Annotated in this window: 15 protein-coding genes and 2 pseudogenes; 6 read left to right on the top strand and 11 right to left on the bottom strand. The window is 62.4% G+C overall.

From position 1 onward, the window contains the following. Positions 1-28 precede the first annotated feature (28 nt). From CQ14_RS36300 to CQ14_RS36290, 3 genes and pseudogenes are all read left to right on the top strand, one after another. Positions 29-1,699, top strand: a complete 1,671-nt coding sequence (locus CQ14_RS36300) for a thiamine pyrophosphate-dependent enzyme (protein ID WP_057862528.1) — start codon at positions 29-31, stop codon at positions 1,697-1,699. A gap of 276 nt (positions 1,700-1,975) precedes the next feature. Continuing rightward, positions 1,976-2,410 (top strand): annotated as a pseudogene (locus CQ14_RS36295) (cupin domain-containing protein); the annotation flags it as partial. A 221-nt stretch (positions 2,411-2,631) separates the two neighbouring features. Next, positions 2,632-3,222, top strand: a complete 591-nt coding sequence (locus tag CQ14_RS36290; RefSeq protein ID WP_057862527.1) for a LabA-like NYN domain-containing protein — start codon at positions 2,632-2,634, stop codon at positions 3,220-3,222. A 385-nt stretch (positions 3,223-3,607) separates the two neighbouring features. Here CQ14_RS36290 and CQ14_RS36285 read toward each other — a convergent pair. From CQ14_RS36285 to CQ14_RS36270, 4 genes and pseudogenes are all read right to left on the bottom strand, one after another. Further along, positions 3,608-5,390: pseudogene (locus CQ14_RS36285) on the bottom strand (peptide ABC transporter substrate-binding protein). Between the two features lie 230 nt (positions 5,391-5,620). Beyond that, positions 5,621-5,968: a hypothetical protein gene (locus CQ14_RS36280; protein WP_057862526.1), complete on the bottom strand. Its 348-nt coding sequence runs from the start codon at positions 5,966-5,968 to the stop codon at positions 5,621-5,623. 92 nt (positions 5,969-6,060) lie between these two features. Continuing rightward, a complete protein-coding gene (locus tag CQ14_RS36275; protein ID WP_057862525.1) occupies positions 6,061-7,011 on the bottom strand; it encodes an oxygenase MpaB family protein in 951 nt (316 codons plus the stop codon). 51 nt (positions 7,012-7,062) lie between these two features. Next, positions 7,063-8,247 carry an MFS transporter gene (locus tag CQ14_RS36270; protein WP_057862524.1) on the bottom strand — a complete coding sequence of 395 codons (1,185 nt, stop codon included), beginning with the start codon at positions 8,245-8,247 and terminating at the stop codon, positions 7,063-7,065. A gap of 275 nt (positions 8,248-8,522) precedes the next feature. Here CQ14_RS36270 and CQ14_RS36265 point away from each other — a divergent pair, with 275 nt between their 5' ends. After that, positions 8,523-9,383 (top strand): lytic transglycosylase domain-containing protein, encoded by an 861-nt coding sequence (locus tag CQ14_RS36265; protein WP_199805707.1) that lies wholly within the window; start codon positions 8,523-8,525, stop codon positions 9,381-9,383. A 63-nt stretch (positions 9,384-9,446) separates the two neighbouring features. Here the strand turns inward: CQ14_RS36265 and CQ14_RS36260 are convergent, their stop codons facing one another. The 6 genes from CQ14_RS36260 to CQ14_RS36235 all read right to left on the bottom strand — a co-directional run bounded on the left by CQ14_RS36260 (position 9,447) and on the right by CQ14_RS36235 (position 13,731). Then, positions 9,447-9,761, bottom strand: a complete 315-nt coding sequence (locus CQ14_RS36260) for a hypothetical protein (protein WP_057862615.1) — start codon at positions 9,759-9,761, stop codon at positions 9,447-9,449. Between the two features lie 392 nt (positions 9,762-10,153). Next, positions 10,154-10,657 carry a hypothetical protein gene (locus CQ14_RS36255; protein ID WP_057862522.1) on the bottom strand — a complete coding sequence of 168 codons (504 nt, stop codon included), beginning with the start codon at positions 10,655-10,657 and terminating at the stop codon, positions 10,154-10,156. A 9-nt stretch (positions 10,658-10,666) separates the two neighbouring features. Beyond that, positions 10,667-11,431: a molybdate ABC transporter substrate-binding protein gene (locus tag CQ14_RS36250; protein WP_082650190.1), complete on the bottom strand. Its 765-nt coding sequence runs from the start codon at positions 11,429-11,431 to the stop codon at positions 10,667-10,669. 41 nt (positions 11,432-11,472) lie between these two features. Beyond that, complete coding sequence (locus CQ14_RS36245; protein WP_057862613.1) at positions 11,473-12,297, bottom strand: ABC transporter substrate-binding protein; 825 nt, start codon at positions 12,295-12,297, stop codon at positions 11,473-11,475. A gap of 16 nt (positions 12,298-12,313) precedes the next feature. After that, positions 12,314-13,036, bottom strand: coding sequence for an energy-coupling factor ABC transporter ATP-binding protein (locus CQ14_RS36240; protein ID WP_156435812.1), 723 nt, complete (start codon positions 13,034-13,036; stop codon positions 12,314-12,316). Between the two features lie 2 nt (positions 13,037-13,038). After that, entirely contained in the window at positions 13,039-13,731 is a 693-nt protein-coding gene (locus CQ14_RS36235) for an ABC transporter permease (RefSeq protein WP_057862520.1), read from the bottom strand. 83 nt (positions 13,732-13,814) lie between these two features. Between CQ14_RS36235 and CQ14_RS36230 the strand changes: the two genes are divergently transcribed. Beyond that, complete coding sequence (locus CQ14_RS36230; RefSeq protein WP_057862519.1) at positions 13,815-14,708, top strand: substrate-binding domain-containing protein; 894 nt, start codon at positions 13,815-13,817, stop codon at positions 14,706-14,708. Positions 14,709-14,876: 168 nt separating this feature from the next. Next, positions 14,877-15,284 carry a hypothetical protein gene (locus CQ14_RS36225; RefSeq protein ID WP_057862518.1) on the top strand — a complete coding sequence of 136 codons (408 nt, stop codon included), beginning with the start codon at positions 14,877-14,879 and terminating at the stop codon, positions 15,282-15,284. A 921-nt stretch (positions 15,285-16,205) separates the two neighbouring features. On the opposite strand, the gene CQ14_RS36215 is transcribed toward CQ14_RS36225, so the two are convergent. Next, complete coding sequence (locus tag CQ14_RS36215) at positions 16,206-17,474, bottom strand: threonine ammonia-lyase (protein ID WP_057862516.1); 1,269 nt, start codon at positions 17,472-17,474, stop codon at positions 16,206-16,208. Positions 17,475-17,526: the final 52 nt, after the last annotated feature.

Genomic DNA, 17,526 nt, shown 5'->3' with positions numbered 1-17,526 from the left:
GGTGGTCTTCTAACCGAGGCGGTGTGGCATGGTTTTCCGGGTTGCCGATCTAATTGTGGATATTCTGATCGCGCATGGCGTCGACCGGGCATTCAGCGTACCCGGCGAAAGCTTTCTTGCGCTCCTTGACGCCCTGTACGAACGCGACGAGATCGATCTCGTGACTTGCCGCCACGAGGGAAGCGCCAGTCTTGCCGCGGTCGCCGACGCCAAGCTCACCGGCCGCGCGGCTGTGGTGATGGCAAGCCGCGGACCGGGCGCATCCAACGCAGCGATTGGTCTCCATGTAGCTTCCCAGGAGGCCATACCCCTCGTATTGCTGGTCGGCCAGGTCGAAACGCCGAACCTGAATCGTGACGCGGTGCAGGAGATCGACACGGCGCGCGCGTTCAATGGCCTCACTAAATGGTCCGTCAGACTCGAGACAGCGGCTCAGGTGCCCGAGATGATGGCGCGTGCTTTCTCCGTGGCGCTCAGCGGCACGCCTGGCCCGGTTGTGATCGAGCTTCCTGCGGACGTTCTCGAGATGGACGCCGGTTTGCTCTCCGCCAGAGCTCACGGCGTAGCGCGAGCCGAGCCCAGTCGAGCCGCCGTGGAACAGGCAGCCACCCTGCTTAGCGACGCGGAGAGGCCGATTCTGCTGGTCGGAGGAGAGTGTCGCACCGCTGAATTTCGCGAGGATCTGGTCGCGCTAAGCGAACACTGGAATGTGCCGGTCGCAGTCACCACCAAAATGCAGGATCAGTATCCGAACGATCACCGACTCTGGATCGGGCACCTTGGCTTTTTCCTGTCGCCAGCTCATGTCGGGCTGTTTGAGCGAGCGGATCTGATCGTTGCCGTTGGCACTCGGCTCGGCGACTTGTCTTCGCTGGGATTTCGGTTTCCGCGAAAATCGCCGACGTCTCAGCCCCTGATCCACGTCTACCCCGACCCGAATGCGATCGGGACTCACTTCCATACGGATCTCCCCATCGTGGCGTCGGCGCATCCCTTCGTAAGATCCTCGCTCGAGTTACCGATCGTCATGCGCGAGCGCGACGAGTGGATCGAGGCCGTGGCGAAAGTCCGGGACGCGGTGCATGGATGGCCTGAGCGGCGCATCCCCAGCGCTGATGTCCTGGGCCATGCGGTTGCGGCCATCGCCAAGCTTTCCAGAGCAGATGCTGTTGTGACGACCGACTCCGGCAACTTTGCCGGGTGGGTACATCGGATTTTCCGCTTCAGGCCATCGGCGCGACTGCTCGGCTCCGCCTGCGGCGCAATGGGCAGTGGCGTTCCTTCTGCATTGAGCGCGGGCCTTCGTTATCCGAAACGTCAGGTGATCGCGTTCTGCGGCGACGGCGGCTTCCTGATGACCGGGAATGAATTGGCAACTGCCGTTGCTCGCCGGCTCAATATAACGATCGTGATCTCCAACAACCAATCGTACGGCACCATCCGTACACATCAGGAGAGAGCATTTCCGAAACGTCCTTGGGGTACGGACCTGTCCAACCCCGACTTTGCGGCGCTTGCCCGCGCATTCGGCGCGCAGGGCTATACGATCACAAGCGCGGCGCAGGCCGCCGATGTGGTCGCGGAAGCAATGTCGGCGAACGGCCCCGTCGTGATCGAAGTTCGATCTGATGTATGTCAAACAATTGACCGATCGCTCGCTGCAGTGTCGGCTGACGTACACGGTGCTCCGGTAGCCTGAAATTCAGGACGAAGTTACGAAGGAGACCATGCGCCCAACTCGCATTCCAGCTTCATCTCGGGTTTCGACGCAAGCCCGAGGTGCCCCGTTAGAGGTAACCCGCGTTGAACGACTCGTTGAACGGAGCACCCCAAATCAATTTTCGGCAAATTGGCTTCTTCATTCTTTTTGGGATAATCTGATCGCATCCGCCCCGGAAGACTTGGCAATCTGAAACTATCGCCACCGGGATGCCTTTGAAGCCGTTTATACTTGTTCAATAGATTGAGGTCATCGATGTCGCTTACGCTCATTGAAACCGGCCATTGCAACGTAGAACTCAAGCCATCGCCGATTGAGCCATCCTGGATCCTCGAGGGCAATCCGGAGGCCCGCTCACGCGAGCTGTCAACCAGCGCATGCGGCACGACCAAGACCCTGATCTGGTCCTGCACCGAGGGCAAGTTCAACTGGTACTACGATGTCGACGAAACCATCATGATCCTCGACGGATCGATCGTGCTCGAGAGTGAGGGCATGCCGCCGCGGCGCTATGGCGTCGGTGACGTGATCTTGTTCCGCCACGGTGCGCAGGTCAAATGGCATGTCGAGGGTCATGTCAAGAAGATCGCCTTCTTCCGCCAGACCATTCCGTTCGGACTCGGCTTCGTCGTCCGCGCCATCAACAAGCTCAAGCGGATGGTCTTCGTCCCTGGCGGGCGTCTCTCTGCGCCACAACAAGACCCTGCCGCAGTCTATGGTTCGATGGGCAAGTCCACTCTCGATGCCGCTCCAGCCCGCTTTTCGTGGCGGCGCAAAACACACGCCTTTTTTGCCGCGCTCTTCCTTGACGACCTGAACATGGCGGCGCTTGATGGCTTCCTGGATCTTGTACAAATAACGTAACTGATGTCTCTAATGTCTTGCTGTCCGATTTGGGGACCATTGCCCAAATGTCATCCAGCTGTACCAAGATCGCACTCCTTATCGATGGTGCCAATCTCTATGCGACCAGCAAGATGCTTGGCTTCGATGTGGATTACAAGCGACTGCTCGCTGAATTCCAAAGTCGCGGCACGCTGGTTCGCGCATTTTACTACACTGCGGTGATCGAGGATCAGGAATATTCGTCGATCCGGCCCTTGATCGATTGGCTCGACTATAACGGCTATACCGTGGCCACCAGGCCGATGAGGGAGTTCACCGACACCAGCGGCCATCGCAAGACGAAGGGCAGCATGGACATCAAACTCGCTGTTGATGCCATGGAGCTAGCCGAGCATATCGATCACATGATTCTGTTCTCAGGTGACGGCGACTTCCGCCCACTGGTGGAGGCGATCCAACGTCGAGGCGTTCGCGTCACCGTCGTCTCAACCATTGCCACCCATCCGCCGATGGTTGCCGATGAGCTCCGGCGGCAGGCCGACGCTTTCATCGACCTCGCGGATTTGAAGCCCAAGCTTGGCCGCGACCCTTCCGAGCGGCCAGCCTCGCGCGAGGCGCGGCATCACGCGCTATCCTTGCACCGCGACGTTCACTGACGGCGACCTTCAATGATCCAGCGACGCTCCACGCGCCATGGTGGCTTTGCGCCTTCCATGTTGCGCTCCCGCGCTGACGAATTCTGGAGTGAAAAGACCGCAGGCATTTTCGCGCTGCGGCCCACCGGGCTCAAATGAATCAGTATGAAAAACGCTCGATCCGCCATCCCGGTTCTTCGAACACTGGGCCGAATATCTTCGGGTGTGGAGTCGCAAATGGTGTTCCCAGACGAGGAACACATCGGATGTTGCGCAAAGGAGACAGCAAGGCGGTTCGGAGACGAGCGCCTGCTCCGCAGCTTTACCACTGATACTCACAATCCTACGCTGCTTTGCAGTTTCGGTTCGCGGGCCAATGGCGCTTGCTGTCACGGCATCCTCGCCCTCACGTTTCCCGATACCAGCTCCCAAGCTGCCACAGATCGGCGTCCCAGCCCGAGATATGCGCGGTCAGCTTGCTGCCGAGCGCGGCGACGCGGGTGCGGGAGACGATGGGCTGGATGTAATTGTCCGTCACGACGAGGTCGTTGAGCTTGACGAACAGCGCCGCGCGCTTCACCGCGTCGAGCTCCTGTTCGACCTGCTTGTAGATCTCGTCATATTCCTTGCTTTGCCAGCGCGAGACATTGCGCCCCTGCCACTTGTTGTCCTTGTTCGCCACCTGCCATGACGTGTACTGGTTCATGAAGAACTGCGGATCGGCCTGCGGCATGGTGGTGTTGTACATCTGCGCATCGCAATAGAAATGCGTGTAGGTGTCGGGATTGGCGGTGTCGGAGGAGAAGAACACCGATCCCACCACCGACTTCAATTCGACGTCGATGCCCGACTTCTGGCACGCCTGCTTGAAGATGGCCTGGGTCTTCTGCCTTGGCGCATTGATCGAGGTCTGGAAGACGAACTTCAGCGGCTTGCCATCCTTGGCTCTGATGCCGTCGCCGCCCTTTTTCCAGCCGGCGGTCTCGAGGATCTGGTTGGCCTTCTCGATGTTGAACTCGAACTTGGTGTTCTTCGACCGGAAGCGCTCCGGGTTGTTGAGGAAGTTCGCGGTGGCCTTCGCCGTGCGGCCATAGATGAATTTCTCGATCGACGCGCGATCGATCAAAAGATTGATGGCCTGCCGCACGGCCGGATCGCTGAACAGCGGATGTTTGGTCTTGATGCTGGCGCGCTCGCCGTCGACCTCGACCGCAGGATCGGTCGAGTTGAGCTGCATGAATTCGACATTGCCCGACGTCGTGATGCTCAACTTGCCCTTTCCGGCCGCCTCCAGCTTCTGCAGGATTTCCTCTTCGACCTGCATGTTCCAGGCATAATCATATTCACCGGTCTGCAGCACCGCGCGCGCCGCCGACACCGCGTCGCCGCCACCCTTGACCTCTACCTCGTCGAAATGCGGCCGGTTGGCGATGTGATAGTTGGGATTGATCTTGGCGCGGAGCATGTCGCCCGGCTTGAAATCCACGAACTGATAGGGACCGGTGCCGACCGGCTTCAGATTGTGCGGCGCCTCGCGCGATTTGCCGCCGACGTAACAGGTGTTTCGGGATGATCATGCCGTAATTGCCGACAAAGGCATCGGCCCAGAACGGCGTCGGCTTGGCAAAGGTGAGGCGGACAGTGAAGTCGTCGACCTTCTCGGCCGTGATGTCCTTGTAGCTGCCGATCGAGACCGCCGCAGTCTCCGGTGTCTTGGCGTATTCCCAGTTGAAGACGACATCGTCGGCCGTGAACGGCATGCCGTCATGCCATTTGACGCCGCGTTTCAGCTTCCAGATCACCGAGCGGCCGTCTTCGGCCAATCCGTCATTCTCCTTGCTCGGAATCTCGGCAGCGAGGACCGGCATGAGATTGCCGTCGCCGTCCCATCCCGCCAGCGGCTCGTAAAAGATCCGGGAGCCCTCCTGATCCTTGGTGCCGACGGCGAAATGCGGGTTGAGCAGAGTTATGGCCTGCCAATACATCAGCTTCAGCACGCCGCCGCCGCCGGCCTTGGTCGGCTTGTAGGGAAGCGCGGTCTGGGCCATCGCGACCCCGGACTGGCTCAGCATCATCCCGGCCATCGGCGCCGAAAGGCCAATGGCGATCATCTGCTGGACAAAGGCCCGCCGCGACAACTGGCCGGTCTTGACGTCTGCGATCAGGTCTCGAATTTGCTGTTCTTTCATGAGACCTACTCCTCAACTGGTGCTGGATGCTTCGCCACGCTCGATACTGGAAATGGATCAGGTCGGCGCGAAGCTGTCAAAGCAGGATCTGCGCCGTCGCGCCAAGTCGATCCGAGGCAAGATGACGCGGCATCGGCCGGCAACGGGAAATTGCGGCGGCAGCGCCACTGAATTGACACGTCACGCCCTCGCTTGCACCGCCTGCGAATATCTTGCACCGCTTGCGAATATTAAGTGTGGCGCGCTTCGTCACCCACCACGCGAAGGTCCATCCTGCCGATCAGGTCCGAACGACGCGCCTCGGCGTCGCTCATGGCGGCCATGGTCTGGCGCAAGGTGCTGGCGTTGGAGCCGAGCGACACGATGCCGCCCAGCACTGCCGCAATCGAGCCGATGGCGGCGACCTGATTGGATCCGAGCAGGCCGAGCATCGTGACCAGCATCAATCCGGCCCCGGCGGCGATCGCCGACTTCGAGACCACCGTGATCTTGCGGCACCGCTCGGCGGTCTCGGCCAGCTCCTCGAGCCGCGCTTCGATCCGCGAAATCTCCTCGATCGGGTCGTCGTCCTCGTCCATCGGTCCAAAAAGCCCCATTCTGCAAGTTTGGTTTTCAGGAATCGCCGGCAGTGAGGCCTTTTACTGCAATGACACGCCGATGCCCATTGATCTCACCGCTCCCAACGATCGCCCAGCCGCGGTCGTCCGGTCCACGCCCGATTAAGCCATTGGGTTGTGATGCCAAGCCGCGGCTTTCCTTGCAGCCGGGCCTGGGCTTCATGGTAGGGACCGGCGTAGCGGAGGCGGGCCGGCAGATGGGGATATACGCGGCGGATCCACTTCAGCGCGCGATCCGCGGCGCGCCGGTCGCGCTCGTCGAGATCGAGGCCGAAGCCTGCGCGCAGCCGTTCGGGCAACATCTGCGCGGTCAGGGCCAGATACCATCGCGGCGGCCGCAGCCAGGGCCGCGCGCCGGCGAATATCTGCTGGGCGACGTCACGCGCCGCGGGGCTGACGGACAGGGTGTCGGATTGCGCCATTGCGGCGGTGTAATCCGCGAAGGATGACCAGTCCGCCGGCAAGTCCTCGGGCTTCAGCCCGAACAATGACCCGAACAGCCGGCTTTCGACCCAATATCGCTCGCGCTCTTCCGTTGAGAGCGGAGGCAAGACGAGGTCGTAGGCGATCAAGGCGGTTTCGACGAGGGTGGCATGAACCCAGCGCAACGCGGCGATATCATTGGCGCTGTAGGACGAACCCTTGGCAAAGCAGCCGGCCGCTTCGGGCAAATTGCCGGAGATGCCGGCGTGCCGCCGGTGCAGGCACCGGGCGGCGGCGGTTGCGCTGTCGAGCGAACCGAACACCATCGTGAACATCACCTCGAAGGTGCGATGAAAGCGGCCGATCGGATCGGCAAAGGTGCGCGAGTGCTCGGCGATGGCGGCGGCGACCCAGGGATACGCCAATTGAAGCAGCAAGGCACGTCCGGCGCCGAGAAAGATGACGGCTTCCCGGTCGATCCGCCACGTCACCGACGCCGGACCAAAAATGCCCTCGGCAGGGCCGGCGGCGCCGGCCCTGACGACATCGAGCGCAGACTCAAGATCACTTTCCGAGACCAATTGGCAAACCTTAAGATCGACCGCTTTTCATGAAAGGGATTCTACCGCAACTCAGCGCGCACTGGCAGATGTATCCTGCGCATCGCCAAAGCCAAACCAGGCGAGCGGCAATGCGAGCGCGCAGAGAACCGCCATCGCAACGAACGCCCCTCCCCCATAATTCGCGTAGAAAAATCCCGAGAACAGCGTCAGCGCAGCCGTCACCGCGCCTGCACCGAATGCGTAGGCCGCTTGAGCGGTTGCGGCCATACGGATCGGAACAAGAACCGCCATTATCCGCATGCAGGCGAGATGCAGCAGGGCAAACGTCAACCCGTGCAGCGGCTGCACCACCGCGAGCGCCGCGATGGATGTTGTTGTCCCCGCGACCGACCAGCGGATGATTCCGGCGGTGGCCGCCAGCGCCGCAGCGCCACGCGCGCCGAGCCGGTTGAGCAATAAAGGGCCGACCAGAAAGAACACGATGACTTCCGCGGCGACGGCTTCCGACCACAGGATGCTGATCACCGCGGTGTCTATGCCGGCACTGCTCCACCGGATCACCGCAAAGGCATCGTGCATGGCGTGGCTGCCATAGATCAGAGCCGAGACGAGGATCAGGATTCGAATCCGCGCAATCCCGAGCAGCCCGCGGATTTCGGGCACCAGCTTCGACGCGCTGATACGCGGCGATGCTGAAGTGGAAACCCCGGGCACCAGCGCGGTGGCGCCGGCTGCGGCGATCAGCAGGGCCGCGTTCAGCCAGATCACGCGCGTGAGGTCGCTGGAAGTGATGAGCTGTCCGATGATCAGCGTGCCGCAGACGAAGGCCGCGGATGCAGCGCCGCGAATCCAGCCGTATTCGAACGGCCTCCCCGCCATCCGGGGCCTCGCTGCATTGACCGACAGCGCATCGGCGATCGACGTCGTGGGCGCCAGTGCCGCGGCTTGAACCAGCGCAACAAGCAGCAACAGCCAGAAGCCGTCCGCCCGCAGCAACGCCACGGCTGCCGCGGCCGCCAGCGCCGCGCAGAATGCGAGCACGAGGCGCAACGCTTGCAGGAAGTCGGCGAACATTCCGACGAGTGGTCCCGCGACAAGACGCACCACTAACGCCGCCGCGAGGATCAGTCCGATCTGCTCGGGTGCGAGCGCTCTGGTTTCGAAATATTTCGGCCAGAACGGTGAGGCCACGCCGAACGCCGCGTACAGCGCGGCGTAAAGAGCGATATAGGCTGCCGGTGCACTCACACGCATGTTCCAAAGTTCCCCTCGGTAGAATTACGGGCGAGAAGAACACGGCTCTGCCGCAGTTCATCCGCGAAATTTCCACATCCAACTTCTAACCGACCGCCTTCACACACCATGGATGGGAATTGATGCGATATGTTTTCGCCGCCGTGATTGCTGTGTTTGTGATCTCGGGGGACTTTGAAAGTTCCGACATCAGATCAGTATGGACGGAACCGTCTTTCGTCGTCGCGCAGGCGCAATCGGAACCTGCCGCGACATCTCCTTCTCAAACCGGAACTGTGACCGTATCGGTCGAAACCTCGCAAGAGCTGGACGCAGCAGACGTCGTTGCTGCGCCACACGAGAAGGCAACCGCAGCAGATGCCGATGCTCATGCAGCCGCCTCGGTCAGCGACGCTTCCGCGGCACCTGATGTGATCTGTGAAGCGGTCAAGGCTGCCGCCGAGGAAAACGATATTCCGATCGGATTTTTCGTGCGCCTGCTCTGGCAGGAAAGCAGATTTAAAGCGACGGAAGTCAGTTCCGCAGGCGCGCGGGGTATCGCGCAGTTCATGCCGCAGACGGCGGTCGAAGTAGGCTTGCAGGACCCGTTCGATCCGCTGCAGGCGATCCCGGCGTCGGCAAAATTTCTTCGCAAGCTGCATAATCAGTTCGGCAATCTCGGCCTGGCGGCTGCAGCGTATAATGCAGGCGGCGGCCGGATCGAGAAGTGGCTGTCGCGACGCAGCACGCTGCCGAACGAAACGCGCGCTTACGTCAAGATCATCACCGGTCACAAGGCCGAAGCCTGGATCGACGAGGAAAGCACCGTCTACATGCCGACCGATCTACCGCACAAGGCGCCATGCGAGGGTGTCGGCGGCCTGTCGCGGCAAGACCAGGTCGCCACCATCAATGTCGACCTGACGCCTTCGGCCAGCGCGATGGTGCGCAAGGCGGAAGCCGATGAGGTCGAGGACAAGAAGAGCGCGGCCGTCAGGAAGCTGCGCGTGGCGGCAAGCTCGGTGGCCCGACGCGTCCGAGCGGCGGCGAGCAAGGCCAAGGCCCGCGTCGTGCTGCTGGCAGCACGAAAATCCGGAAAGAAATCCGCCGTGCGCCTCGCATCGGCATCTTCCGGCCGAAAGTCATCGAGGTTGTAACGCTGTTCCTCAGACGAAAAAAAGCCCGCGGTGCTCGCGGGCTTTTTGTTCGTCAGCCTGCTTTTACCAGCCGCTGCCGAAGCTGAAGGTCACGCCGGGACCGCCGTAGTGGCGGTGGCCATAGTAGCGCGGGCCGTAATAACCGTACGCGCGCGGCGCGTAGTAGTTATAGCTCCCATAATAAGGCCGGTAGTGACGGTGGCCCCAGTGATGATGGTGGTGATGACGCCAGTGGCGGTGCTGGGCGCTGAAATCGGTTGAAGTCCGGGCGGCACTCGTCGCGCCCTTTGCCTTCACCGCATTGTCAGCCGCGTTGGCTGCGGAACCACCCATCAGCGCAGCAGCACCAACGGCGAATACGATAGCTAGCTTCTTCATCATCGAACTCCAGTAAACGTGTCCGGGTTAACCGGCCAGCGCGCCCGACGTTCCGGCGTGCGACATAACGACCGCGCCTCGCTGCTTGAACAAATATTCACGAAGATGAACGCGAAGTTCCTGCGACGAGAGTAGCGTTGTCTGGTGATGAGTCGCGGCGTAATGATTCGTCGTGAGCGAAAAGCAGCGACAATGCAGATGTGGCGCGATCTACCATCGAACCGAGGCGATGGCACCGTCGCGCGAGATCGACAGCTTTGAGTGCACCGCCTGTGGGGCTACGCTCGAAACATGGGACAGCGCGTGGGTGCCGACCTATCGGCTGATCAGCAGCCCGACGGTCAAGCCAACAGACGGCGACGGCGCGCATGAATCGGACGCCGCCTGCAAAACTATTCCACCGCGGCAAACGTAACGGCGATCGTATCAGGCGCAACGCCGCTCACCTGCAGCACGACCGGGCTCGCGTCGAGATCGAGCCGCACGCTCTTGCGCACGCCCGGACAATCGCTGCGGCCGGTGCTGCCGACGGAACGGGCATAGCGGCCATTCTGGATCACGTCGATCCAGGCATCCTCCGACAGGGTGATCTGATAGATGCCAGGCTTGGGCAGCGCAGGAAGGCGCACCATGCCGCCGTGCCACTGTTCGATTCGCGGCTTGCGCTCCGGCGGCATGACGAAAGTGGCTTGTGCTCCCGGCTGCAGGCGGATCACCAGCGCGGCGGCCGGCAGCGCCGACAGTGTCTCGCCGGCGGCAGTCGCGGGCTTATCCGCCGCTGCAAATGCTGCGCGCTCGCGGGCCAGGGACCATGCGAATTTTGCGCAGCCGTCATCGGCCGCGGCCGGTTCGAGCAGGGAAATCAGCGCGGCAGCGGCGAGGACGGAGCGAAGCATTGCGGTCTCCTATTGCGGCAGGCCAGGCGCGGCAAAGCCGTGCTTTGCGAGCGTGCGCTGGCCTTCCGCCGAGAGAATGAACAGCGCGAACTGATACCCCCGCATCGAAGCGCCGTTCAGCACGGTCAGGCCGTAATCGGCGCCGACCGCGAGCGCATCGGGCAGTTGCAGGATCTGCTGCGCCGGATTCTCGCGCTGCGCGGCCAGCGCATTGGTGCAGTAGGTCAAGAAAATATCGGCGGCACCTTGCGCGATCAGTTCGCCATAGACCGAGCGGCTCTGCGGCGCGGGCGGGCTCGCAGGGCCGCCGGTGAGTTGCAGCGCCTTCTTCTCCAGCGTCGCCGACGCGCCCGGGCTGATCTTCTCGGCCTTGCGAAAAACCTCCCAGGCGTAATCGCCTGACGGATCGACCTTCGGCGTCGAGGTGCCGAGTTTCACTTGCGGATCGAGCATGCGATCCAGCAGCGTGGCCGGCGTAACCTCGAGGCCGGGCCGCGCCAGCGCACACAGCCGGTTGCGCACGAACAGCACGACAGGGCCGCTGCGCTTGTCCTGCGCGAGCGCCTGCGGATGCTCCATGTTGGCGGAGGCAAACACCTCCGCCTTGGCACCTACCGCGATCTCGTCCTTCAGCAAGCCGGATGCGCCGAATTTTGCCTGTACCTTGCCGAAGCCTGCCGTCTCGAAATCTCTGGCGACCTCAGTCAGCGCTGCACGCAGGCTGCCCGCGGCGTGCAGCAGCACCGTTTGCTCCGCCATCGCCGGCTTCGTCATGATCGCGAGAACCGCAAGGACCGTAGAAATCCGCACGCCCGTCACGCGCCGGAATCGCTGGCGTTGGGATAGAACAACTGCTCGCCGTTGATCTTGTAATCGGCGATCGCCTTCTGGCCCTCGGATGACACCAGCCAGTCGATCAGCTGCTGGCCGAGGTCCTTCTTGACGCTCGGATGCTTTTCCGGGCTGACCAGCATGACGCCGTACTGATTGAACAGGCGCTTGTCGCCTTCGACGGCAATGACGAGATCGCCGCGGTTCTTGAACGACAGCCAGGTGCCGCGGTCAGCGAGCACATAGGCGTTGGAGGCAGAAGCGGTGTTGAGTGCGGCGCCCATGCCCTGGCCGATCTCCTTGTACCAGGGGCCCTTGTCTTTCGCGATATCGACGCCGGCGACTTTCCAGAGGTTGAGCTCGGCCTGATGGGTGCCGGACTTGTCGCCGCGCGAGATGAAATCGGAACCCTTGGCCTTGATCGCGGACAGCGCCGCGACGATGTCTTTCGAACCCTTGATGCCGGCCGGATCGCTCTTCGGCCCGATCAGGATGAAGTCGTTGTACATCACCGGGTAGCGCTTGACGCCAAAGCCTTCGGAGACGAATTTTTCTTCCGCAGGCTTTGCGTGGACGAACACGACGTCGGCATCGCCGCGACGGCCGGTATCGAGCGCCTGACCGGTGCCCTGCGCCACCACCTTCACGTCGATTCCGGTCTTGGCCTTGAACATCGGCAGGATATGGCCGAACAGGCCGGAATCCTGCGTCGAGGTGGTCGAGGCGACCACGATCGATTTATCCTGCGCGACGGCAGGACTTACGAATGCAAGGACGGCGGCGGCGATCAGCACGCGGCGGGTAAGCATGTTCATTCGTTTCTCCTCAAATTAGTAATTCACCGGCGAGGAACGCCCTCGCCTCGAGAGTTCGTGGCGCGTCGAAGAACGACGCGGCGGCGCCGGTTTCCACGATGCGGCCGCGGTGAAGCATGACGACCTCGCCGGCGAGCCGGCGCGCCTCGCCGAAATCATGGGTCGCCATCACGACCTTGATGTTGCGTTCGCTTACAGTGCGGATGATGTCTTCCACCGCCTTGGTCGCGACCGGATCGAGGCTCGCGGTCGGCTCGTCCAGAAACAGCACTGCGGGATCGCGTGCCAGCGCACGCGCCAGTGCCAGCCGCTGCTGCTCGCCGCCGGAGAGTCGGCGCGCGGCGCGGTCGGCGAGCCCCTGCAAGCCGACCAGTTCGAGCAGTTCAGCGGTGCGGCGCGCATGGTCCGCACGCGGGATGCCGGCGGCGCGCAACGCAAAACGGATGTTGGCACTGGCGCTGCGACGAAGCATCGCCGGCCGCTGAAACACGATCGCGCGCTTGAGCGGCGGGACATGTTCCAGCCCGCCCCAGGTAATGCATCCGCGCGAAGGCGCGAGCAGCCCCATCGCCACGCGTAGCAATGTCGATTTACCCGAACCGTTCGGGCCGATCAGCACCGTCGGCGCCCCAGGCGCCAGCGTGAGCGCGATGTTATCGAGGATGGTGACGCCGCCGGCCGCAACCGTGACGCCATCGAATTCAATCGGCAGTTCGCTCGACGGCGCGCGCATGGTCATCCCGCCAATCGCTCGCCGGCACGGCGCGCGGTCCAGGCCAGCGCGTTGACGGCGATCACGATTCCAATCAGCACGAGCCCGAGGCCAACCGCGAGCGGCAGGTCGCCCTTGGACGTTTCCAGCGCAATCGCCGTCGTCATCGTGCGGGTGAAGCCTTCGATGTTGCCGCCAACGATGATGATGGCGCCGACCTCCGCAGCGGCGCGGCCGAAGCCGGCGAGCAGCGCGGTGACGAGACTGAAGCGCGCATCCCAGATCAGCGTCGCGACGCGGCCGACGGGGCCGAGATTCATCGCGGTCAGTTCATCGCGATATTCGATCCAGAGATCCTCGATGGTCTGGCGCGTCAGCGCGGCGATGATCGGCGTCACCAGCACGGTTTGCGCGACGATCATGGCGCCCGGGGTGAACAACAGGCCGAACGAACCCAGCGGCCCGGAGCGCGACAGCGCGAGGTACACCGCAAGCCCGACGACGACCGGCGGCAGGCCCATTAACGCGTTGAGCAGGACGATAACGCCCTGGCGACCGCGGAAATTCGTCAGCGCAATCCAGGCGCCGAGGGGAATGCCGATCAGCGCCGCCAGCGCCACCGCGGACAGGCTGACATAGAGCGACAGCCGCACGATGGCGAACAGCGCGGGGTCGCTGGAGAGCACGAGTTGAAGGGCTGATACGTCGTTAGGCATGGGAAATTCCGTTCGGCAGACATCTTGCGCAGACGGTCCTGACATGGTCAATTTGCGGAAATGCTGCATCCAGATGCATATCTATGCCTATACGGGAACTCCTGACAACCGACGAGGCTGCCGACTATCTGCGGCTATCGGAACGAAAGCTTTACGAGCTGGTGGCGGACCGGGCGGTGCCTTGCAGCAAGGTGACCGGGCGCTGGCTGTTTTCACGCGCCGCGCTGGACCGTTGGGTTTCCGCCGGCCTGATCGCGCCGGCCGGCCTGGCGCAGGTGTCGGCGCCCCCGATCGTCGGCGGCAGTCACGATCCGCTGCTGGAATGGAGCTTGCGCGAAAGCAATTCCGGCCTCGCCAGCCTGCCCGAGGGCAGCGAGGAAGGCCTGCGGCGGCTGACGCGGGGCGAGGTGATGATCGCGGCGATCCATTTGCATCGGCTGGACGGCGACGACGAGCGAGCCAACCTCGATGCGGTCGCCGATGCGGCGGGACTGCACGACGCCGTCGTGCTCGGCTTTGCGCGGCGCGAGCAGGGCATTCTGGTTGCGGCAGGCAATCCGCTTGATTTGAGCGACATCGCCTCGATCGCCGCATCGCGCGCGCGGATGGCGCAACGTCCAGCGGGTGCCGGCGCGCAGTTGCTGCTGCTCGCGCTACTCGCGCGCGCACGTCTCGCGCTCGACGATGTGAAGCTGGCAAAACCCGCCTTCCCGACCGGACCAGACATAGCCCAGGCCATCCGCGCAGGACGGATCGATTGCGGCATCGCGACGCGAAGCGTGGCGAAATCAGCCGGGCTCGATTTTCTCCCTCTCACCTGGGAGCGCTTCGACCTCGTGATGCGGCAGCGCGATTATTTCATGAAGGGCCCGCAGGCGCTGTTCGACTTCATGCGGCAGACGGGCTTTCGCGACCGAGCCGGTGAACTCGGCGGCTATGATGTCGGCGAGGCCGGCGTGGTGCGGCTAGTGAACTAGAACACGGACACGTCGAGCGCGCTAACCTAATATTGCGTCTGCTGTGGCGGCCGCTGCGATCAGGGTCAGCGACGTCAGGGCCGCAAGCATTACCGCCCATGCATTTTCGATGAATTGAACCGGCTCGGTGAGGCAGCGATTGTTCAAGATAGTCAGGGGCAGCCAACAATGGACAAGTTTGAGCTTAACCACGCCGTCACTCTGTTCACTCAACAGACAACAACAATCAACAGCCTCTGGACGGTCTATGTTGCAGCGACATTCGCTGCAGCGGGATATGGGTTTACCGTATCGCCTCTGTCGCCCATTATTGCCGCCGCCGTGACGCTTGGCTTTTTGGCATTCGCATTCGGAAATTGGAAACTGCTGAAACAAGGACTGCAAATCAATCGGCAGCTACAGGAAGACATTACCGATTTCATGCAATCTGCTGCGACTGGCAATCCATTCGAACTGTCCATCAAGAAACTTGTCTCCACGGCCAACCCGCCCTTGATATCCCTGGTTATCCACCTCTGGATCGATTTCTGCGTAGTCGCCGCGCTATGGAGCCGGGTTAAATGGCAGGCGCCATAGCGCACATGTCTCGGATCAAGTCCGGGCACATTTCGCTCGATCAGCGCTCCGCGCCGTGCTCGCGCCGANTCAATGGCCGCAGCGTGCGAACGGGTCGGCTTACCGGGTCGAGTGCCCGTCANCCCTTAGTCTCTTGCCGACGTAGTAGGTCGCAGGTCGTTTGAATTGAATGCTATCTACGCGCCCCCGAAAGAATTCAACTTGCGCAACTTCGTTCACGCCGTCCACGTCAACTAGAACGTCGATGACCTTATGGAAGTACTCTCCACCTTCTATCGCTCTTCGGTCTCGAAGATAAGGCGCCGTGTAGAAGCGCGGCCGGCTAATCTGCTTGTGCGACCGCTGGACAAACGTGGTCCCATTCAATTGAGAGCGCAACAGCGCTTGGGCGTGCTCGGGGAGGGTATCGATCACAGCCTCGATCACCACCCTTTCGCGAGGACGCAGGCTCCAGCTGCCTTCTCCGGTCAAGAAGTAGAGCAGGTCCCAAAGGAATCGGATCAAGGCCTTAACGGCGGCACTCACAGTCGCCACCTGTGCCACCTGCAATTGCCGCGCCGACACCTCCTCCGAGCCCGGTACCTTTGAGCCAGTCGGGAATGCGATCCAGAGCGCGCAGCGGGAGAGGCATTGGCTCCACGCCCCGCACTTTCCGTTCCGCGTCATGTCTTGCATGTGACGCCGGTGTCCTCCAGCTTCCGTTGAAGCCGCCGCGCTGATTCAGCACTCTGTTCAACCCTCCGGAGGTGTAGCGGTTCACAGTGCTTCTCGCGATGCTGTGCGACCACTCAAGGCCCGTCTCACGCGTAAGCGATCAGGGCCCCAATCGCAAGAATGCAGCTTTGCTCAAACCGCCACCGAGTGCACCCAGTCCGCCTGCCAGCAGGATGTCAGTAGCCGTTGGCGCAAGGGTTGGTCAACTCACCTCCGCCCCGGCAGCCACGCGACAAACCCGGCCTCGCCGAGCCGCTTCATCACGTCCTCCAGATGCGCGCGATCTCGCGTTTCGATCACGACCTCCAGCAAGGTGCCCTTGGCCGGCAAATCGGAAAACGTGCGCTGGTGCGAGACCTCGATGATGTTGGCGCCGGCTTCGGCCAGTAATGCTGAGACGGCGGCGAGCTGGCCGGGCCGGTCAACAATGTCGATAGCGATCTGCGTCAGCCTTCCCTCGCGTGCGAGTTCGCGGGTCAGCACGGACGCGATCAGCCGCGTATCGATGTTGCCGCCGGTCAGCACCAGCCCGACATTGCGTCCCGCAAAGCGCTCCGGCGCGGCCAGCACCGCGGCAAGGCCCACAGCGCCGGCGCCCTCGACCACGGTCTTTTCGATCGCGATCAGCATCGACACCGCGCGTTCGATCTGGTCTTCGGTGACGAGAACGATGTCATCGACGAGAGCGCGGATGATTTCGGTGGTGATCCGTCCCGGCACCTTCACCGCAATGCCTTCGGCGAGCGTATCGCCACGCATAGGCAGTTGCTCGCCGCGGATCACGTTATACATCGACGGATAGAGCTGCGCCTGCACGCCGACGATGCGCAAGTCCGGCTTCAACGATTTGGCCGCGATCGCCATGCCGGAGATCAGCCCACCGCCGCCAATCGGCACCACCAGCGTATCGAGATCAGGTACAGCCTTGAGCATTTCGAGCGCGATGGTGCCCTGCCCCGCAATGATCAGCGGATCGTCGTAAGGATGGATCATGATGAGGTTATTCGCCTCGCCATGCTTGCGCGCGAATTCGCCGGCCTCCTCCAGTGTCCTGCCGGAAATGATCGTGTTCGCGCCGTGCCGCCGGGTGTTCTCGATCTTCACCATCGGCGTGCCGACCGGCATCACGATGCTAGCGGGAATGCCGAGCCGACTTGCATGATAGGCCACGCCCTGCGCGTGGTTGCCGGCCGACATCGCGATCACGCCGCGCCGCCGCTCGTCCGGCGACAGCGCCTGCAGCCGGTTGAGCGCACCACGCTCCTTGAAGGTGGAGGTGAACTGCAGATTCTCGAATTTGAGCCAGACGTTGCAGCCGCAGATCTCGCTCAGAGTCCGGCTCTGGTCGCATTCGGTGACGATAACGGAACCGGCGATGGAAGCGGCCGCGGCCGTGATATCATCCGATGTGACGGGAAGGCGGCCGTCCCCGGAAGCAGGCTGGTTCACCGGCGCGTCTTTGGAAGCATTCGACATCTGGTCACCTCGTTGCGAGGCAACCGTATAAGCCTATTTCGGCTGATGCGCC

The sequence above is a fragment of the Bradyrhizobium lablabi genome, assembly GCF_001440475.1.
Taxonomy (GTDB): Bacteria; Pseudomonadota; Alphaproteobacteria; order Rhizobiales; family Xanthobacteraceae; genus Bradyrhizobium; species Bradyrhizobium lablabi.
This window is presented reverse-complemented; position numbering and strand designations above follow the sequence as displayed.